The sequence below is a fragment of the Actinoalloteichus caeruleus genome (assembly GCF_049311605.1).
Classification (GTDB): Bacteria; Actinomycetota; Actinomycetes; order Mycobacteriales; family Pseudonocardiaceae; genus Actinoalloteichus_B; species Actinoalloteichus_B caeruleus.
Window position 1 is genome coordinate 2,603,489 of record NZ_CP186005.1, and the last position, 17,715, is coordinate 2,621,203.

Consider the following 17,715-nt stretch of genomic DNA (forward strand, 5'->3'; position numbering starts at 1 on the left):
GTGGAGCACCGATGTCCAGTCGTCCCGTCCGAATCGTCCTCGCGGAGGACTCACTCCTGATCAGGGAGGGGCTGACCGGACTGTTGACCCGCCTCGATCATGAGGTGGTGGCCGCCGTGGAGAACGTCGAGGGGCTGGTGGCCGCGGTCGACGAACACCGGCCCGACCTGGTCATCACCGACGTGCGGATGCCCCCCGGCTACTCCGACGAGGGACTCCGCGCCGCCGTCAGGCTGCGGCGTGACCATCCGGATCTGGCCGTCCTGGTGCTCTCCCAGTACGTCGCCACCGCCTATACCGTCGAACTGTTCGGCGGCACCAGGACCAGCACCGCCGGCCTCGGCTACCTGCTCAAGGACCGGATCGGGGAGGTCGGGGAGTTCGCCGAGGCGATCAGCCGCGTCGCCGGCGGCGGGATGGTGATCGACCCCGAGGTCGTCAGGCAGATGATGTCCGACCGCCGGAAGCAGCAGTCGCTCGCCGCGCTGACGGCCCGGGAACTCGAGGTGCTCGGGCTGATGGCCCGGGGCGGCACCAACAACATGATCTCGCGGCAACTCCACATCAGCGAGGCCGGCGTCGCCAAGCACGTGGGCAACATCTTCCACAAGCTCGGGCTCAACGCGGACGACGGTCACCGCAGGGTGCTGGCGGTGCTGACCTACCTGCGGGACGCCTGACCGAGGCGGTCGACCGGGGTTTCCCTCACCTCAGCGGGCGCGGAGCCATCGGGGGCGAGTCGACTACCCGATGCGCCTGGAGCGGATGCGCCGCCGGGGTGGACGCGGTGGCGTGCGACGGCGGGGCGGACCGGTGAGCGAGCGCGCGCCCGGTCCGTGGGCCGAATGACGCCGACTAGCTGACGAGCACGACGAGTGCCGCGCCCGCCGCCACGTAGGCGCCACTGAGCACTCCGCGCAGGCGGGGGCGGGGAGCGCGGTCCGCCCTGGTGGGCGCGTCCCAGGGCAAGGACCGCCAGCGCAGGCAGGCGCCCGCGACCCCGACGCCGATCGCGCCGCAGGCAGCGACCCAGCCCCAGCTGATCGCCCACCCCCAGGACGTCATGCCGTGGGGTGCGACGAGCACCCGCGCCACCGAGGCGATCACGACGGCGTCCACCGTTCCGCTCACCAGGGCGTACCTGTCCCTGGCCGCGGCCTTCCCGCGACCCCACGCCCTGGTGAGGAGCACCCCGATGAACACGAGGGCCACGAGGGCGGGGACCGCGCCCAGCAGGGGTGCCTCCATCAGAGTTCTCCCGACCTCGCCAGCAGTTCCCAGCCTGCCGCGTCGACCCACTGCCCGGTCGCGGACACCAGGGCCACCCCGGTCCCCGCCTCCCGGTCGACCCCGAGGAACGCGGCGAACCCGGACGTGTGGCCGTTGTGCCACACCACCTGCCGTCCGTCCTCGGTCTCGGTGGTGATCCACGCCCAGCCGATCCGGTCGGGCCCCAGCTCACCACGGGGTTCGAGGGCGTCCATGCCCGGTGCGGTCCCGTCCAGCAACGCCGACAGCAGGACGGCCAGGTCGTCGGCGTGGATCCGCAGGCCACCCGCGGGTGCCATCGACTCGCCCGCCCAGGCGGCGACGGTCCGACCGGACGCGTCCTCCCCGAGGAGGTCCCGCCGGTCCAGTTCGGCCGGGCTGGTCGGGATGTGCGCGTCGGCCAGGCCGACCGGGTCGAGGACCCGGTCCCGCGCGAGCTCCGGGTAGTCCTGGCCGGCGACCTCGCCCAGCGCGGCTCCCAGGACCTCGAACGCCACGTTGGAGTAGGTGCCGGGTTCGGAGTCCGCCGCGAGCTCGGCGACCTCGGCGAGCCGGTCCTCGGTGCTCGACGGGTAGGGGAACGATCCGGTCCAACTCGCCCACAGGTTCAGCAGGTACTGGCGGCGGGAGGGGATCTGCGGTGGCAGTCCGGAGGTGTGGGTGGCCAGTTCCGCCAGGGTCGCCTCCCCGGCCGGGGTGCCCTCGAGCTGGTCGAGCAGCGTCCCGACGCGGGTGTCCGCCGTGACCTCGCCCCGGTCGATCGCGTCGGCCAACAGCAGGCCGGTGATGCCCTTGGTGATGGAACCGGCCTCGAAACGGGAGTCGTGGTCGGTGCCGATGACGGTCGTGTGGCGGCCTTCCGGTGTCACGACGGCGGCGGCGAGCGCCCGGTGGTCCTCGCCGGCGATCTCCAGCACGAGGTCGGTGAGCTCTCGCCCGCCGTGCGCGTCCTCGGGCAACTGGGACGGGCCTGGCGCGGTGTGGATCCCGATGCTCAGCGCGGCGGTGGTGACCAGCGCGACCACGGTCGAGGAGCGGGCGGGTAGCGGTAACGAAGGCATGGCTGTTCCCCCTGGTGTCGGTGCGCGGATGTCGTGGGACCTGGGTGTGGACGGCGTCGGCGGCGGGAACGCGTCGTCAGCGCGCCGCCGCGAGGGCGAGCAGCAGCGGGATGACCCTGGCGGGCGGAACCTCCAGCGCGCCTCGGCCCACCGACCGCAACCAGCCGGCGGCGGTCAGGATGCGGACGTGGTGGTAGACCTGCCCCTTGGTGCCCATCGAGTCCAGCGATGCCAGCTCCGCCGCGCTGGTGACGCCGTTGAGCACCTCGCGGAGCAGGCGCAGCCGGACCGGTGAGCCCAGCGCGGCGAGGCGGTCCGCTGTGGACTCCGCGTCCGGGCTCTCCAGTGCCAACAGCTCCTCGGAGGAATGCCCGTACTGCCACTCCACCGGAGTGGCGGCGTCCCGGAGGACGCCCGCGTAGACCAGCCCTCCGGCGTCGGCGGGCATCCGTTGGCGCAGGCCCCGCAGCACCCAGAACCGTTCGGCGAGGTCCGCTGCCTCAGGGGCCGAGGTGGCGTCCTCGGCCCAGCGGGCTTCGAGGGCTCGCACCCTCTCCTCCAGGGCCGCGAGGCGCTCCTCGGTGGACCCGGATTCGTCCGTCATGGCCACGAGTATTACGTAAGTCCGTACTTTTTGCAACTGGTGGGTGTCGTGGGAGGGGGCTGACGATGGCCAGGGGCGCTGGTTTCGGTGTACCTGGTGGTGGGCGGGCTTGATCGGCGCCGATCCCCGGGCGAGGTGGGGATCTCCATGTTCAACAAGTACGTACTTCCCCGTGCTGGTCGGCGGTCACGTTCCGAGGGCGGGCACCCCAGGAAGGGGTGCGGCCCGGTGCCATGTCCGGTGTGGGGTGCCAGCGGGACCCGGGAAGTCCGCGTGCCAGCGACGAACCCGGAGGCCGGGCGATCAGCGACGGCCTCCGGGCGCACCAGGGGATGGGTGACGGGGAGGTGGTCCCTCAGCCTCGGGCTGCGACTGGGGCCGGCCGGTCGGTGGCCGGGGTGGGTCGGCGGCCGGGGATCAGGGCCGCGACGGCGGCGGCCGTGAGGGCCGCACCCGCCCCGATCGCGATCACCAACCGGAACGCGTCCTGCGACGGCAGGGTGTCGGACCCGAACGAGATCGTCATCCGGGCGAGCGCCACCCCCGCCACCGCGCTGGACACCGAGGTGCCGATCGAGCGCATCAGCGTGTTCAGGCTGTTGGCGGCCGCCGTCGCCGTCACGGGAACCGCCGCCATCACCAGCGAGGGCATCGCGCCGTAGGCCAGGCCGACGCCGGCGCCGATGACGCTCGACACCAGCACGAGGTGCCAGATCTCCGTCATCAGCAGCAGGTTCAGCGCGTAGCCGGTCGCCACGACGAGTGCCCCGACGATCAGGGTCGTCTTCGGCCCCCTGGTCCGGGAGATCCGGGCCGACACCGGTGCCATCGCCATCATGACCAGCCCCGAGGGCGCCATGACCAGGCCGACCGCCACCATCGACTGGCCCAGTCCGTAACCGGTACCGGTGGGCAGTTGCAGCAACTGCGGCAGCACCAGCGACATCGCGAACATCGAGAAGCCGAACACGACCGAGGCCAGGTTGGTCATCAACACCGGTGGACGCGCGCTGGTGCGCAGGTCCACCAGGGGGCCGGGGGTCCGCAGCTCCCACCAGCCCCAGGCGGCCAGCAGGGCGGCGGTGGCGGCGAGCAGGCCCGTGGTGGTTCCGCTGCCCCAGCCCCAGTCCGCTCCCTTGGAGATGGCCAGGAGCAGGCAGACCAGCGCCGCCGAGAGGCCAAGCGCGCCGACGAGGTCGAAGCGGCCGCCCGAGCGCACCGAGGACTCTGGGACCAGTGCCAGCACCAGGACCAGCGCGAACGCCCCCAGGCCGGCCGCCGTCCAGAACAGGACGTGCCAGTCGAACTGCTCGGCGAGCAGGGCCGCGGCGGGGAGGCCCAGCGCGCCACCCACGCCGAGGGAGGCGCTCATCAGCGCGGTGGCCGAGCCGAGCCGCTCGGCGGGCAGTTCGTCGCGCATGATGCTGATGCCCAGCGGGATGACCCCGGAGGCCAACCCCTGGAGGACACGTCCCGCGATCATCGGCGACAGGCTGTCGCTGAGCGCGCACACCACCGAGCCCGCGACCAGGAGCGCCAGGCTGATCAGCAGCATCCGCCGTTTGCCGTACATGTCACCGAGACGGCCCATGGTCGGCGTCGCGACGGCGGCGGCGAGCAGGGTCGCGGTGATCGCCCAGGTCGTGTCGGCCGCGGGAGCTCCCAGGAGGTTGGGCAACTGCGGGACGAGCGGGATCACGACCGTCTGCATGAGCGACACGACGATGCCCGAGAAGGCGAGCACGGCCACCACGGTGTTCGCCGGTGGTCGGTCCGTCGGGTCGGCGGAGCGGACGGGTGCGGTGGACATGGCGGAGCCTCCGTCGGGAAGAGGGGAGCGAACCGATATTAAATCAGTTGCTTGACTTAGCCTAGTCCCGCCGGATTCACTGGGGCGTCACCGGGCGGAGACCAGGGAGGTCACGATGTCGGACCGGATCGTCGGAGTGGTGGTCGGGCACGGGGTGGGGGATCGAAGATCGAGGGTCCGAACACCCCGTGAGCTGCCTGTAGGGTGGTGACCGTGGTGGCGGATGTCGACAGGCGACCGAGGGCGGCGCAGGCCGAGGTCACGCGACGTCAGATCCTCGCCACGGCGGAACGGCTGTTCGCCGAGGAGGGCCTGTACGCGGTGTCCAACCGCCAGATCAGCGCGGCGGCGGGGCAGGGCAACAACGCGGCGGTCGGCTACCACTTCGGCACCAAGGCCGACCTGGTCCGCGCCATCGCCCGCCGGCACACCGAGGCCATCGAGGAGCTGCGGGTGGCGTGTGTCTCGGCCGTGCGGGGTTCGCGGGAGGTCCGCGACTGGGTGGACTGCCTGGTGCGTCCGGTCACCTCCCATCTGTCCTCGTTGGACGGGCCGACCTGGTTCGCCCGGTTCGCCGCGCAGGTGATGACCGATCCCGCCTTCCGCCCCGTCCTCGCGGAGGAGTCCCTGGCCTCGCCCTCGCTGCGCGAGGTGCTCGACCAGCTGTCGTCCTGCCTCCCGGAGGTCCCGCCCGACGTGCGGGCGGACCGCGCGGACATGGTCCGACACCTCATCCTCCACGTCTGCGCGGAACGCGAGCGGGCGCTGGCCGAAGGAGAGGTCACCCCTCGTGCCGGGTGGGACGGAGCCGCCACCGGTCTCGTCGACGCCATCGTCGGGCTGTGGACGGCGCCCCACGCGGGTGAGCGCTCCCGGCCGAGGCCGCCGGGGCTGTGATCGCGGCCCTCGGGTGCCCGCCCGGCACCGGTCCTCCACGTCCGGCTGGGACGGGTGGGCGGTGGTGGCCGGGGTGCTCCCGCGAGGTCCCGACACCCGGCGGCGCGGCCCGCGTCCCTGGTTGAGCTGCTTCCCCGCGCGGGCCCCGATCCGGGTGGTGCTCAGGAGGCTCAGCCCGTGGAAGCCGTCCCCCGTGGTGGTGTCGGCGTGCCCGGTTCGACCGAGGTCCGAAGGGGATGGTGGTGCCCGGTCACCCCCTCGGGGCGTAGTGGTCCGGGCGATCCGGTCGCCGCGGGGCTGGACCGTTCGGCTCGGGGGACTGGACCTGTCCGCGGTGCTGCCGTCACCCTGTGTCATGGTGATCACCTCCAGAAGTCGTAAGTCAGTCGCTTGACTCAATGGGGGGATTTCGTTTAGCTGGACCGGAGGACATCGACACCCAGGAGGACGCGGTGGCACTCGGCGACGCCGACCAGAAGCTGGACTACCCCATCCCGGCCCCGGCCGCGTTGGAACCACCGACGGAGTGGACCGAACTGCGAGGGCGGTGCCCGGTCGCCCCGGTCACCCTGCCGAGCGGCGACACGGCCTCCCTGCTGACCCGGTACGACGACGTCAGGCAGGTGCTCTCCGACCCCCGGTTCACCCGCCACCTCAACGCCCCCGACGCCGCCCGCATCGCGGCGAACGAGTCCGGCGGGGTCTTCAACGGCGCACTCGCCAGCGCCATGCCCGAGGAGACCCACCAGCAGTGGCGGCGGCTCGTCGGCAAGTGGTTCACCGCCAAGCGCATGACCCAGCTCCGCCCGGGGATCGAGGCCATGACCGACCGCCTGGTCGATGCCATGCTGGAGCACGGCGCTCCCGCCGATCTCAGGTCGATGGTCGGTTTCCCGCTGCCGGTCTGGGTCATCTGCGACATGCTCGGCGTGCCGGAGGCCGACCGGGACCGCTTCGCCTACTGGTCCAACACCCTGCTGAGCCTGACCCGCTACGAGCAGGACGAGATCGACGCGGCGCAGGCCGAGTTCCGCGCCTACATGGTCGGCCACATCGCGACCACCCGGGAGAACCTGGGGGAGGACCTGATCAGCGAGCTGATCGCCACCGCGGAGACCCACGGGCACGTCATGCCGGACGAGGCGCTGCTGGCGACGGCGCAGGGCTTGCTGGTCGCCGGCCACGAGACGACGTCGAACATGATCGGCAAGATGGTGGGCATGCTGCTCGTGGACCGGGGACGCTGGGAGGCGCTGGTCGCCGACCCGTCCCTCGTGCGGACCGCCGTGGAGGAGCTCCTGCGCATGGACGCCAACGGCGGCTTCGGGATCCCCCGCTACATCACCGAGGACGCCGAGGTCGGCGGCACCCTCGTGCCCAGGGGCACCACCGTCGTCTGCAACCTCAGCGCCGCCAACCGCGACGAGCGGGTCTTCCCCGACGCCCACCAGCTGGACCTCACCCGCAGCCCCAACACGCACCTCGCCTTCGGAGCGGGCGGCCACTCCTGCCTCGGGCAGTCCCTCGCCCGCACCGAACTCCAGGCCGTGCTCTCCGTGCTGCTGCGCCGCCTCCCCACGCTCGAGCTCGCCGTCGCCCCCGAGGACCTGGCGCGGGTGGAGGGGCTGGTGGTCGGCGGGCTCCAGGAACTACCGGTTCGATGGTGACCACGGGACACGGGACCCGACGCGCGGAGGACACCCGGGAGCTGATCCTGACCACGGCCGAGCGGCTCTTCGCCGAACGCGGGATCTCCGCCGTCTCCAACCGGCAGGTGGGTGAGGCGGCCGGCCAGGGCAACAACTTCGCCGTCGGGTACCACTTCGGGAGCAGGACCGAGCTGGTGCGGGCCATCATCGGCAGGCACTCCCGTGCCATCGAGGCGACCAGGGAGCGGATGCTCGCCCGCATCGAGGGCAGCCACGACGCGCGCGACTGGGTGGCGTGCCTGGTGTGGCCGTTCACCGACCACCTGGACCGGCTCGGCACTCCCTCCTGGTACGCGCGTTTCAGCGCCCAGGCGCTGACCGACCCCGCGTTGCGCAGGATCATCATGGAGGACGCGCTCACCACGGAGGCCCTGCGTCGCATCGTGGAGGGCTTCAACCGCTGCCTGCCCACCCTGCCACTACCGGTCCACCTCGAACGCGGGGTGATGGCCCGCACCCTCCTGTCCCACCTGTGCGCCGAACGGGAGGCGGCCCTCGCCGACGGCAGGCCGACCCCGAAGGCCACCTGGGACGGCGCCGCGGCCGCGCTCGTCGACGCCATCGTCGGGCTCTGGTACGCACCCGTCACCTCGGCCACCGGCTGAGGAGACCACCCACCACCACGAAGGACGAAGGAGCGAGAACGATGAAGGTGTCCGTCGACGAGGACAAGTGCTGTGGGGCGGGATCGTGCGTGCTGGCGGCCCCCGACGTGTTCGACCAGCGCGACGAGGACGGCGTCGTCGTCCTGCTGAACGCGGAACCGCCGGCCGAGCTGCACGACGCCGTCCGCGAGGCCGCCGACGTCTGCCCCGCCGCCGCGATCACCCTGCGGACAGCTCCGTGAACACCCCGGCGGAGGTGCTCGTCGTCGGTGCGTCCGCCGCCGGGCTCGCGACGGTCGAGGCCCTGCGCCGCCGGGGGTACACCGACGGGGTCACCCTCCTCGGAGCGGAGACCCACCCGCCCTACGACCGGCCTCCGCTGTCCAAACAGGTCCTCGCCGGGGCCTGGGCACCGGACCGGGTGCGGCTCCGCCAGGAGGACGCTCTGGACGCCTTGGACGTCCGGGTGGTCCTCGGCGACCCGGCGGTCTCCCTCGACGCGGGCAACCGGGTGGTGCGGACCGCGTCGGGACGGCTGCTGCGCTCGGACGTCGTGGTGCTCGCCACCGGGGTCCGACCGAGGACGTTCCCGGGGCAGGACGGTCTCGCCGGCGTCCACGTGCTGCGCACCCTCGACGACTGCCTGGCGCTGCGCGAGGACCTCCGACCCGGGACCCGGCTGGTCGTGGTGGGGGACGGCGTGCTGGGGGCGGAGGTCGCCGCGACCGCCCGCGCCGCCGGGCACGACGTCACCCTCACCGGGCCCCAGGCGGCGCCACTGGAGGCGCAGCTGGGCCCGCTGGTGGCCGGCCTGCTGCGCCGGACCCACGCCGACAACGGGGTGCGGCTCCGGTTGGGCCGGGCCGTGACCGGGCTCGTCGCCCGGGAGGGGCGGATCACCGGGGTGGCCCTGGAGGGCGGCGAGGAGATCCCGGCCGAGGTCGTCCTGGTGGCCCTCGGATCGGTGCCCAACACCGACTGGCTGGCGGGCAGCGGGCTCGACCTGACCGGCGGAGTGCGCTGCGACTCCCGGTGCCGGGCGGCCGACGGGGTCTACGCCGTCGGCGACGTCGCCCACTGGTTCCACGAGGGCCTGGGCGTCGGCATGCGACTCGAGAACCGCACGAACGCCACCGAACAGGCCGGGGTGGTCGCCCAGAACATCCTGGGTGCCGACCGCCCGTACACCCCCGTGCCCTACTTCTGGACCGACCAGTTCGACGCCAGGCTCCAGGTCCACGGCCTGCCGCCCCGCGACGCCGAGGTCACCGTCGAGGACGGCGAACTGGGGTCCCGTGGGTTCGTGGCCGTCTACCGGCGGGAGGGCCGGCCCGTGGGCGTCCTCGGCTGGAACATGCCCAAACAGGCCAGGCGACTGCGGCAACGCCTCCTCGGGCCACCACCAGCGCGTACCGCACCGACCGCGGTGGACACCGGCCAACCCGCCGTCGCCCCCACGTCCGCCTAGCCCGCGCCGCCGGCCCCACCGGCACCCCCGCCGCAGGGAAGGCGGGGAGCCCGCCACGGAAGGAATTCGATGACGAGCACCCTGGACCCCGCCAACCACCCGCCGGCCGACGCGCCCGACTACCCGATGTCCCGCGCGGAGGGCTGCCCGTTCGACCCGCCCCCGCGGCTGGAGCGACTCCGCGAGGAGACGCCCCTGGCCCGGGTTCGGCTCTGGGACGGCACCACCCCGTGGTTGGTGACGCGGTTCGCCGACCAACGCGCCGTCCTGTCCGACCGGCGGGTCAGCGCCGACATGACCCACCCCACCTACCCCCGGTCGGCCCCGGGCCGGGCCAGTCTCAGCTTCATCGGCATGGATGATCCCGAGCACGCGCGGCTGCGGCGGATGGTCGGGTCGGCCTTCACCGTGAAGAACGTCGCCGCGATGCGGCCCGCCGTGCAGCGCATCGTCGACGAGGCGGTGGACGGCCTGCTCGCCGGCCCCCGCCCCGTCGACCTCGTCGAGGCGTTCGCGCTCCCGGTGCCCTCCCTGGTCATCTGCGACCTGCTGGACGTGCCCTACGCCGACCACGACTTCTTCCAGCGGAACAGCAGGACGATGGTGCACCGGAAGTCCACTCCGGAGCAGCGGGCGGAGGCCTCCGGGGAACTGGCCCGCTACCTGGGGGGACTCGTCGGGGAGAAGCTGGGGGAACCCGGCGGCGCCGACCTGCTGTCCCGGCTGGCCCGGCGGGTGGCGGCCGGGGACCTCACCATGCGTGAGGCCACCGAGATGGCCGTGCTCCTGCTCATCGCCGGGCACGAGACGACGGCGAACATGATCGCGCTGAGCACGCTCCTGCTGCTGCGCAACCCCGACCAGCTCGCGCTGCTCCGCGACTCCGACGATCCGACCGTGGCGACGCGGGCGGTCGAGGAACTGCTCCGGTACCTCAACATCACCCACGGCGGGCGGCGCCGCGTCGCGGTGGAGGACATGGAGGTCGCGGGGTGCCCGGTGCGGGCGGGGGAGGGGCTGATCCTGCCGAACGACGTGGCCAACCGGGACCCACGGGCGTTCGACGACCCCGACGAGCTCGACATCACCCGGGAGGCCCGGCACCACGTGGCGTTCGGCTTCGGGGTGCACCAGTGCCTCGGCCAGCCCCTGGCCAGGCTCGAACTCGAGGTCGTCTACCGCACGCTGTACCGCAGGCTCCCCGACCTCCGCCTCGCCACCGAGTTCGAGACCATCCCCTTCAAGCACGACGGCTTCGTCTACGGCGTCTACGAGCTCCCGGTGACCTGGTAGGCACCGGGTGCGTCACCGGCGGTCACCCCGGGGCCGGCACCCGCCGGGAGGGCGCGCCCGGGCCCGGCCCTGGTCCGGCCGGGAACCGCCTCGGGGCGGCCGGGGGCGGCGCCTCCCCGCCGAGGTGCCGTGCCTGGCCGACCACCGGGGGAGGCGTACGGGGAGCTCCGCTGACGGCCACCCACCGGTGGCAGGTCGTTCCCGGCACGCGGTGCGGAGTGGGCCGGGACCGTTCCTCCTGCTTCCGCCGCTCCGCCGAGCCGCCCTCGCGGGAGCCCCGCGTGTCGAGCGAGCCGTCCCACGCGTCGACGGTTCGCTCACCGGAACGTTCGGCCCGGTGGCCGTCAGCCAGCCAGCACGTCGCACCCGGTGAGCCGCTGGTTCCCCTTCTCGATCCTGGACCGCCGCGCGGTCGGACACCGGCTTCTCGCCCTCGGTGTCGGTGGGGTCCGGTGCGCGGGGGGAACGGCTAGGACACGGCTCCCAGGGGCAGGCCGCTGCCGCGCCAGGTGGCTGCCAACCGCTCCACGGAGAGGTCCAGCGCCTCGGCGAGGCAGATGATCGTGCCGAATCCCGGGGAGGGCAGCCGGCCGGTCTCGATCTTGCGCAGGGTCTCCGGTGAGATGCCGGCCGCGCGCGCGACGTCCGTCAGGTCCCGCTCCGCTCGCGCCTGCCGCAGCAGGGCTCCGAGGCGCCTGCCGGCTTCGATCTGTTCGGGGGTGAGCGGGTGGCGGACCATGTTCCCAGCCTAGGGTTGGTATTAGTATACCGTCAAGTGCTAGGGTGGCAGGTATAGTAATACCACTACCTGTGACGCGAGGTGCTCGTGATCGAACTGAAGACGCCTGCGGAGATCGACCGCATGCACGTGACCGGGCGTTTCGTCGCCGAGGTGCTCACCGAGGTCGGCCGTCTCGCCGACGTGGGCGTCAACCTCATGGACCTTGAACACCACGCGCGCGGCATGATCGCGCGGCGCGGAGCCGAGTCCTGCTACTGGGACTACACCCCGTCCTTCGGTCGAGGACCGTTCCGCAACGTCATCTGCCTGTCGGTCAACGACGCCGTCCTGCACGGACTCCCCCACGACTACACGCTGCGGGACGGGGACGTCCTCAGCGCTGACCTCGCGGTCAGCATCGACGGCTGGGCGGCCGACTCGGCACGCACCGTCATCGTGGGCACGCCAGCCGAGGAGGACCTGCGGATCATCCGCGCCACCGAGGAGGCACTGGAGGCGGCGATCGCGGTGGCGCACCCCGGCAACCGCCTTGGGGACATCTCGGCGGCGATCGGAGAGGTGGCCCGCGACTACGGCTACCCGGTGAACACCGAGTTCGGTGGGCACGGCATCGGCCGGACCATGCACGAGGACCTCCACGTCCCCAACGAGGGGCGGGCCGGTCGTGGCCTGACGCTCCGCCCCGGGCTCACCCTCGCGCTGGAGCCCTGGTTCGCGCGGACGACCGACCGGATCGTGTACGACCCGGACGGCTGGACGATCCGCTCGGCGGACGGCTCACGCACGGCCCACTCCGAGCACACCGTCGCGATCACCGAGGATGGCCCCCGGGTGCTCACCCGGCGCGAACCCGAGGCCGCCGCGACGGCCGGCGGTTCCGGCGGGCCTCCCGGCGCGAAGGACGCCTGACCGGTCCGACGCGGGCGGCTCCTCCGACCCGCCGCCCGCGCCAGGCGCACCCGGTGGCCGGATGGGCGCGATCCCTCGGGGCTGGCGTGCGGACCACGCGCCGCCCGGCGGCGGCACCCACTCGACCCGAAGCGCCCCGAGGGGGGCGGATCCGCGTGACGTGGAAGGTCACCGCGACCGAGCGGGATGGTGGCAGCGCCGATCGCGTCGGTTGGTCACGCTCCTCGGTCCGGTGCCGGTTCGTCGCGCCGTTCCTCCTGTGGCGGGGAGAGGTCGAGGGCCGCGACGAGGCGCTGGGCGAGGGCCGTCGGGTCGGGTACCGGCTCGCCCGTGTAGGCGGCAAGGAACGCTTCGTGCAGCGCGGCGCCGGTGAGCAGGCGTGCGACGGCGTCGGCGTCAAGGTCGCGCAGCCGGCCGAGTCGGACCTCCTGGTCGAGGTAGCGGGCGAGGCCAGCCGAGGGGCCGTGGGGGCCGGCGCCGCGGGTGACCATCGCTTGTCGGTGAGCGCGCAGGAGTTCGGTGTTGCCGAAGATCGATGCGGCGATCGGAAAACCCTGCTCGTAGAACCGCAGCAGGTTCGCGACGAGATGTTCCAGGTTGGCGGTGACCGTGCCGGTGCCAGCCAGTCCCCCGGCCAGATCGAGCCGCGGTGAGCGGTTGGTCAGCACTCGCAGGAAGATGTCGCGCTTGTCGGGGAAATGCTTGTAGAGCAACGCCTCCGAGCAGCCGGCCTCGCGGGCGATCTCCTTGGTGGTGGCGCGCATGAGCCCGTCGCGGCGCATGACGACCGCCGCCGCGTCCAGGATGCGTTCGTAGGCGGACGGTGCGTCGCCGCGCGGAGTCGAAGTTGACCTGGGTAGCGGCATACTGCCACTCTAGGGGTGAGTGAATACTTACTCACCCCTAGGAGGAACATGTCGCTGTTAGAGATCACGCGCCTCGCGCTCCTGGTCGCCCACTTCCTCGGCCTCGCGGCCCTGATCGGTCCTTTCCTCCTGCAACTCCGCAGCCGGGAGGCGTTCCGCCTGCGCCTGATGCTCACCGGCGCGATCGTGCAGGTCGTCACCGGCAACGCCCTCATCGCCGCGCGGCGCCTGCAGGGGCTCGATGTCGACGAGGTCAAGGTGATCGTCAAGCTCGGCATCGCCCTCGTCGCTCTCGGGGCGCTCGTCGCCGCGCTCATCGCGCGACGCCGTCGGGGAGCGGACACCGCCTCGGTGCGACAGCTGTTCCACGCCGCCGGCGGGCTCGGCGTCACCGACGTCATCGTCGCGGTGGTGTGGACATGACGCGCCGGACGCTCATCTGGCCGGTCGTCGCCTTCGTCGTGCTGATCGTCGAACTCGGGGCGACGATCGGCACCGTCACGGGCGACCCGTTCACCCCGGCGGCGGGGTGGGGCCCGACCCGCCCGGTCGACGCCCTCGCCTTCGCGATGGTGGTTCTCGGGTGCGTCGCGCTCGCGTCGTTCGCCCGATTCCCGCTCACATCCACGCTGATCGCGACCGCTTCCTACGTCGTGTTCATCGTGCGCGACCACGAACTGGGCATGTTCCTGCCGCCGATGGTCGCCGTCCTGGGGCTGGCCGCGTGGGCGCGGCACCGCCTCGCCGCGATGCTCTGCGCCCTGGCGAGCCTCGCGGCGGTCGCGATCTGGGTGGGCCACCGCACCGCCTCGATCGCGGACTCCGGGGTCGCGCTGCTCTCCTGGGTGGCGTTCGGCACCGTGCTCGCCGTGTTCTTCCTCGGCCCTCTCCTCGTCGGCGAGATCGTCCGCGCCCGATCGGAGCTGCGCGAAGCGCGAGCGTCCGCTGATGTCGCCCGGGCCTGACGGGTCGACTGCGGACCGAATGCACGGTCCCCCACCGCGCGTCCGGCGAGCGCCTACCCATCAGGAGCGGGCCGGGTAAGCCCCTGGAGCTGGTCCTCGTGCGGGCGGTCTCGGTCACCTCGCCCGGCGAGGACCACTGGCAACGCGGCTCCACGCGGCGGCGTCGCCAGGCAGGCGAACGAGGCCACCGAGACCGGCATCCCACTCGGACGTCGCCCTGACGGGGGCGCGGACCCATGCCTCCACGCCACCTCGAGCCCGCTCCGCGCTGGCTCGGGTCCGGTCAGGGGGTGCGTCCCTCAGCCGGCGGGAGAACCGGGGGCCTGCCCCACCTCGGCCCGCATGTGCTCCAGGGCCCAGTCCTCGAAGCTGGTGAGCGGGATGCCGAGATCCCGCGCGAACCGGGGGCGGCCCGGCTGGCCGGCGGCGTTGAGCCACGTGTGCGAGGCACCCATCGGCGGCATGCCGGCGGCGACGGCCTCCTCCTCGGTCATGTCCGGGGCCGACAACCGCCTGCCCAGGACGCGGGAGAGGACCTCGGCGACCTCCGCCATCGACAGGTAGTCGCTCGCCAGTTCCAGTTCGACCCCGTCGAACCGCCGCGGTGCGGCGATGGCGGCGGCCGCCGCCCTGCCGATGTCGGCCACCGCGACCACGGGTATCCGGACCTCGGGGCGCAGGAGGGTGACCAGGCCGCCCTCGATGCCGCGCGGGAAGAGGTAGGCCATGGACGGGAGGAAGTTCTCCATGAAGAAGACCGGCTTGAGGATGGTCCAGTGCGGGAAGCCGGCCGCGCGGACCTGGTCCTGGACCGCGCACTTCGCACCGAGAGTGGGTTCCATCCAGGACCAGTGGCCTTCGGCCCAGCCGGGGGTCCCGGTGTGCTGGCCGGCGCCGGAGACCGACGTGTGCACGAACTGGGGTACTCCGGCCGCCTTCGCGCCCTCGACGAGGTTGCGGCCCTGGACCACCTCCCCGGCGAAGTCGACCCCGTCCTCGCTCATGCGGGGCATCTGCACGGAGAAGACGGCGCGGGCTCCCTCGGCCGCGCGGATCACCGAGTCGCGGTCGTGGAGATCGCCGGTGACCAGTTCGGCGCCGAGTTCCTCCACGGCCTTCGCTCGGTCGGTCGCGGGGTCGCGCACGAGGGCACGCACGGGAACGCCGTCGGCGAGCAGGGCGCGGGCGGTGGCGCCCCCCTGCCTGCCGGTGGCGCCGGTGACCAGGACGGGCGCGGGATTCGTGGGCATGCTGCTCCTCGACTGGGTGGAGACGTAAGTGGCGGGCCCCGCCGTTTGTGTTCGGGTACGATACGGCGGGCCCCGCCACTTGGCAAACCTGGAGGTGACGACATGCCCGAGCGCCAGCGTGCCGACGCCAGGCGCAACTACGCGCACATCCTCGCGGTGGCCGAGGACGAGGTCGCCACCCGTGGCGCCGACGCCTCCATGGAACAGATCGCCCGCACCGCGCGGGTTGGCTCGGCGACCGTGCGCCGGCATTTCCCCACTCGCCGAGCGCTGTTGGAGGCGGTCTCCCGGAAACGGATCGAGGCCCTGTGCGTCCGCGCCCACGAACTGGCCGGCGCGGCCGACAGCCGGACCGCGCTCGTGAACTGGCTGGGCGAGGTCGTCTCCTACTGCGTCTCCGCCCGGGGACTGGCGGTCGCGCTGGCCTACGACGGAGCCGAGTCGGCCCAGGCGCACGGCAACAGCTGCTCGGACGCCCTGGAGGAAGCCGCCGCCCCGCTGCTGCGCGCTGCCGTGGAGGACGGGGCCGTGGCCGAGGACGTCACCGTCCCGGACCTGATCACGCTGGCCGTCGGCATCGCCCTGGCCACGGAGCACCACCCTGACCCCGGTGCCCAGGCGGACCGGTTGTTCCGGTTGGCCGTCACGGGCCTGAGCCCTCGGACCTGAGCGAGCCCTGGGGACGGACCAGGTCCGTCCCACGCTCAGGCGTGGACCGCGTGCGGAGTCAGTCCGCCGGACGGGGAACGGCCCACGTCCCCTGGCCCGGGTCGCCGTCGCCGGCAGGAGGATGCGAACCGGTCTGGTGGCGGAGCGGGATTCCCCGGCGTGGCGCGGACGACCGACACGATGCCTCCGGTGGTGTGCCGCACACCGACGCGTCACGCGGAGCGGGTGCGCTCCTCGGAGGGAACGGCCCACGGCGGGTTGCACGAGGTCGTCGGCGATTCCTCCTCGACGGTGTCGCCGTCGGCTCACGTCCCGACGCTCCGGCGCTCGTCATGGGTGCCGTGGGGAGGGGAGTTCGGCGACGCGCGGGGGTGGGGCCGAGGGCGGTCGTCGTTCGCTCACCGGCGGTGGATGGAGGCGGGTCGCTCCGCTGACTGCCCTACCCGTGGCCGCGCCGGACTGCGGACCGGTCGTCCACCTCGCCCGCCGCGTGCCGAGGATCGCGTCCGGTCAGGACTCCGCACCCTCGCCCACCGACGCGCTCGCGGTCGTCGCTGCCATTCGGGTGCGCCGGCGCCGGGCCAGCGCCATCCCCACCACGCCGGCCAGCACGACGACAACCGCCAGTTCGGTCCAGGGCACGGCCGTCCGCGTGAACCCGTGGGAGGCGACCTCCGGCGGGGACACCTCGTCCTCACCCACGGCCAACGCGGTCACCGACAGGTCACCGAAGAGCAGGAACCAGGGCGAGACCTCGACGTCGACGGACCGGGACACCACGTCGCCCGGGAGCAGCTCGTCCACCCCGTCCGAGTCCCGCGCCGATCCGAGGCCGAAGAGGCCCTCCGCGTCGAGCGTGGTGGCCGCCCCCAGCCGCACGTTGCCCTCGTTGGCGATCTCGTAGTCGACGACCAGCGTTCCCGGGGAGAACGGCACCCACGACGAGCGGCGGTACGAGGTCCCCTCCGCGCTGACCGCCAGCGCGGGTTCCAGCTCGCCGGCCACCTGGAGGTGCAGTCGGACGCCGATCCGGCGCTGGACGGTGATCCCGTCCTCGTCGGTGGACACCCCCACCGCGATGCCCGCCGGGTGGTCACCCGGCGTCGCGTCCTCGGGGACCTCCACGATCACCGGCAGCACCGCCGTCTCGCCACCGGGCACGGTCACGGTGCCCTCGTCGAGCCCTCCGACGCTGATCCAGCTGCCGGACCCCGTCGGTTCCCCGGTGGCGATGTCGAAGACACCGCTCTGCCCGACCACGCCATCCCCGACCGCCACCGCGAACTCGGCCGGCTCCGTGCCGAGGTTGGTCACCGCGACGGCGTCCGACACCTCCTCGCCGGGATCGGCGACGTGCCGCAGCGACAGGCGACCGTCCGGGCCGTCCCCGGTAGCCGGGGCGACGCTCCACCGCACGGGCGCCTCCGCGTCCCCGGCGGCCGTGCCCGCGCCGAGACCGAGGAACGCGGTGGTCAGGGCCAACGCGGCGAACGCCCGTCCGGGACGGGACCGGAACTGGCGTGGTGACTGCGGGGTGGTGGACACACCCGGCTCCTTCCTGCCGCGCGTCCGCGCGGCGCTCCACCTCGTCCCGGCCG

Annotated in this window: 19 protein-coding genes; 11 read left to right on the forward strand and 8 right to left on the reverse strand. The window is 73.0% G+C overall.

What is annotated here, in order from left to right:
- Positions 1-11 precede the first annotated feature (11 nt).
- Positions 12-680 carry a response regulator transcription factor gene (locus tag ACOJVX_RS11180; RefSeq protein ID WP_026420185.1) on the forward strand — a complete coding sequence of 223 codons (669 nt, stop codon included), beginning with the start codon at positions 12-14 and terminating at the stop codon, positions 678-680.
- Between the two features lie 175 nt (positions 681-855).
- On the opposite strand, the gene ACOJVX_RS11185 is transcribed toward ACOJVX_RS11180, so the two are convergent.
- From ACOJVX_RS11185 to ACOJVX_RS11200, 4 genes are all read right to left on the reverse strand, one after another.
- Positions 856-1,248 carry a hypothetical protein gene (locus ACOJVX_RS11185; RefSeq protein WP_026420186.1) on the reverse strand — a complete coding sequence of 131 codons (393 nt, stop codon included), beginning with the start codon at positions 1,246-1,248 and terminating at the stop codon, positions 856-858.
- The gene (locus tag ACOJVX_RS11190) at positions 1,248-2,330 is read right to left on the reverse strand and encodes a serine hydrolase domain-containing protein (protein ID WP_081715658.1); all 1,083 of its coding nucleotides are present in this window, start codon (positions 2,328-2,330) and stop codon (positions 1,248-1,250) included. Before ACOJVX_RS11190 ends, ACOJVX_RS11185 begins: the two co-directional genes overlap by 1 nt.
- Positions 2,331-2,406: 76 nt before the next feature.
- Positions 2,407-2,934, reverse strand: coding sequence for a winged helix-turn-helix domain-containing protein (locus ACOJVX_RS11195; RefSeq protein ID WP_030107093.1), 528 nt, complete (start codon positions 2,932-2,934; stop codon positions 2,407-2,409).
- Positions 2,935-3,289: 355 nt separating this feature from the next.
- Complete coding sequence (locus ACOJVX_RS11200; RefSeq protein WP_422647507.1) at positions 3,290-4,744, reverse strand: MFS transporter; 1,455 nt, start codon at positions 4,742-4,744, stop codon at positions 3,290-3,292.
- 207 nt (positions 4,745-4,951) lie between these two features.
- Between ACOJVX_RS11200 and ACOJVX_RS11205 the strand changes: the two genes are divergently transcribed.
- From ACOJVX_RS11205 to ACOJVX_RS11230, 6 genes are all read left to right on the forward strand, one after another.
- A complete protein-coding gene (locus ACOJVX_RS11205; RefSeq protein WP_030225923.1) occupies positions 4,952-5,641 on the forward strand; it encodes a TetR/AcrR family transcriptional regulator in 690 nt (229 codons plus the stop codon).
- A 398-nt stretch (positions 5,642-6,039) separates the two neighbouring features.
- Positions 6,040-7,308: a cytochrome P450 gene (locus ACOJVX_RS11210; RefSeq protein ID WP_051314274.1), complete on the forward strand. Its 1,269-nt coding sequence runs from the start codon at positions 6,040-6,042 to the stop codon at positions 7,306-7,308.
- Positions 7,302-7,955, forward strand: coding sequence for a TetR/AcrR family transcriptional regulator (locus ACOJVX_RS11215; protein ID WP_026420190.1), 654 nt, complete (start codon positions 7,302-7,304; stop codon positions 7,953-7,955). Before ACOJVX_RS11210 ends, ACOJVX_RS11215 begins: the two co-directional genes overlap by 7 nt.
- Before the next feature lie 41 nt (positions 7,956-7,996).
- Positions 7,997-8,197: a ferredoxin gene (locus ACOJVX_RS11220; protein ID WP_026420191.1), complete on the forward strand. Its 201-nt coding sequence runs from the start codon at positions 7,997-7,999 to the stop codon at positions 8,195-8,197.
- Complete coding sequence (locus ACOJVX_RS11225) at positions 8,194-9,423, forward strand: NAD(P)/FAD-dependent oxidoreductase (protein ID WP_030107086.1); 1,230 nt, start codon at positions 8,194-8,196, stop codon at positions 9,421-9,423. Before ACOJVX_RS11220 ends, ACOJVX_RS11225 begins: the two co-directional genes overlap by 4 nt.
- A 69-nt stretch (positions 9,424-9,492) precedes the next feature.
- Positions 9,493-10,716 carry a cytochrome P450 gene (locus ACOJVX_RS11230; RefSeq protein ID WP_422647508.1) on the forward strand — a complete coding sequence of 408 codons (1,224 nt, stop codon included), beginning with the start codon at positions 9,493-9,495 and terminating at the stop codon, positions 10,714-10,716.
- Positions 10,717-11,185: 469 nt separating this feature from the next.
- Here the strand turns inward: ACOJVX_RS11230 and ACOJVX_RS11235 are convergent, their stop codons facing one another.
- The gene (locus ACOJVX_RS11235) at positions 11,186-11,455 is read right to left on the reverse strand and encodes a helix-turn-helix transcriptional regulator (protein WP_026420194.1); all 270 of its coding nucleotides are present in this window, start codon (positions 11,453-11,455) and stop codon (positions 11,186-11,188) included.
- A gap of 87 nt (positions 11,456-11,542) precedes the next feature.
- On the opposite strand from ACOJVX_RS11235, the gene map reads away from it, so the two are divergent.
- Positions 11,543-12,367, forward strand: a complete 825-nt coding sequence (map, locus tag ACOJVX_RS11240) for a type I methionyl aminopeptidase (protein ID WP_030225916.1) — start codon at positions 11,543-11,545, stop codon at positions 12,365-12,367.
- A 215-nt stretch (positions 12,368-12,582) separates the two neighbouring features.
- Here map and ACOJVX_RS11245 read toward each other — a convergent pair whose 3' ends face one another.
- Positions 12,583-13,233 carry a TetR/AcrR family transcriptional regulator gene (locus ACOJVX_RS11245; protein ID WP_051314275.1) on the reverse strand — a complete coding sequence of 217 codons (651 nt, stop codon included), beginning with the start codon at positions 13,231-13,233 and terminating at the stop codon, positions 12,583-12,585.
- Positions 13,234-13,281: 48 nt separating this feature from the next.
- Here ACOJVX_RS11245 and ACOJVX_RS11250 point away from each other — a divergent pair, with 48 nt between their 5' ends.
- Positions 13,282-13,656 (forward strand): hypothetical protein, encoded by a 375-nt coding sequence (locus ACOJVX_RS11250; RefSeq protein WP_026420196.1) that lies wholly within the window; start codon positions 13,282-13,284, stop codon positions 13,654-13,656.
- Positions 13,653-14,198 (forward strand): hypothetical protein, encoded by a 546-nt coding sequence (locus ACOJVX_RS11255; RefSeq protein ID WP_418153450.1) that lies wholly within the window; start codon positions 13,653-13,655, stop codon positions 14,196-14,198. The genes ACOJVX_RS11250 and ACOJVX_RS11255 overlap by 4 nt, the downstream gene beginning before the upstream one ends.
- A 299-nt stretch (positions 14,199-14,497) precedes the next feature.
- On the opposite strand, the gene ACOJVX_RS11260 is transcribed toward ACOJVX_RS11255, so the two are convergent.
- The gene (locus ACOJVX_RS11260) at positions 14,498-15,448 is read right to left on the reverse strand and encodes an NmrA/HSCARG family protein (RefSeq protein ID WP_422647509.1); all 951 of its coding nucleotides are present in this window, start codon (positions 15,446-15,448) and stop codon (positions 14,498-14,500) included.
- 102 nt (positions 15,449-15,550) lie between these two features.
- Here ACOJVX_RS11260 and ACOJVX_RS11265 point away from each other — a divergent pair, with 102 nt between their 5' ends.
- Positions 15,551-16,117, forward strand: a complete 567-nt coding sequence (locus ACOJVX_RS11265) for a TetR/AcrR family transcriptional regulator (RefSeq protein ID WP_026420198.1) — start codon at positions 15,551-15,553, stop codon at positions 16,115-16,117.
- A 510-nt stretch (positions 16,118-16,627) separates the two neighbouring features.
- Here ACOJVX_RS11265 and ACOJVX_RS11270 read toward each other — a convergent pair.
- Positions 16,628-17,662, reverse strand: a complete 1,035-nt coding sequence (locus tag ACOJVX_RS11270) for a hypothetical protein (RefSeq protein WP_418153447.1) — start codon at positions 17,660-17,662, stop codon at positions 16,628-16,630.
- Positions 17,663-17,715 lie beyond the last annotated feature (53 nt).

Coding starts and splice junctions, on each gene's coding strand:
- ACOJVX_RS11180 (WP_026420185.1), top strand. CDS start 12: ATGTCCAGTCGTCCCGTCCGAATCGTCCTCGCGGAGGACTCACTCCTG.
- ACOJVX_RS11185 (WP_026420186.1), bottom strand. CDS start 1,248: ATGGAGGCACCCCTGCTGGGCGCGGTCCCCGCCCTCGTGGCCCTCGTG.
- ACOJVX_RS11190 (WP_081715658.1), bottom strand. CDS start 2,330: ATGCCTTCGTTACCGCTACCCGCCCGCTCCTCGACCGTGGTCGCGCTG.
- ACOJVX_RS11195 (WP_030107093.1), bottom strand. CDS start 2,934: ATGACGGACGAATCCGGGTCCACCGAGGAGCGCCTCGCGGCCCTGGAG.
- ACOJVX_RS11200 (WP_422647507.1), bottom strand. CDS start 4,744: ATGTCCACCGCACCCGTCCGCTCCGCCGACCCGACGGACCGACCACCG.
- ACOJVX_RS11210 (WP_051314274.1), top strand. CDS start 6,040: ATGGGGGGATTTCGTTTAGCTGGACCGGAGGACATCGACACCCAGGAG.
- ACOJVX_RS11215 (WP_026420190.1), top strand. CDS start 7,302: ATGGTGACCACGGGACACGGGACCCGACGCGCGGAGGACACCCGGGAG.
- ACOJVX_RS11220 (WP_026420191.1), top strand. CDS start 7,997: ATGAAGGTGTCCGTCGACGAGGACAAGTGCTGTGGGGCGGGATCGTGC.
- ACOJVX_RS11230 (WP_422647508.1), top strand. CDS start 9,493: ATGACGAGCACCCTGGACCCCGCCAACCACCCGCCGGCCGACGCGCCC.
- ACOJVX_RS11235 (WP_026420194.1), bottom strand. CDS start 11,455: ATGGTCCGCCACCCGCTCACCCCCGAACAGATCGAAGCCGGCAGGCGC.
- ACOJVX_RS11245 (WP_051314275.1), bottom strand. CDS start 13,233: ATGCCGCTACCCAGGTCAACTTCGACTCCGCGCGGCGACGCACCGTCC.
- ACOJVX_RS11250 (WP_026420196.1), top strand. CDS start 13,282: ATGTCGCTGTTAGAGATCACGCGCCTCGCGCTCCTGGTCGCCCACTTC.
- ACOJVX_RS11255 (WP_418153450.1), top strand. CDS start 13,653: ATGACGCGCCGGACGCTCATCTGGCCGGTCGTCGCCTTCGTCGTGCTG.
- ACOJVX_RS11260 (WP_422647509.1), bottom strand. CDS start 15,448: ATGCCCACGAATCCCGCGCCCGTCCTGGTCACCGGCGCCACCGGCAGG.
- ACOJVX_RS11265 (WP_026420198.1), top strand. CDS start 15,551: ATGCCCGAGCGCCAGCGTGCCGACGCCAGGCGCAACTACGCGCACATC.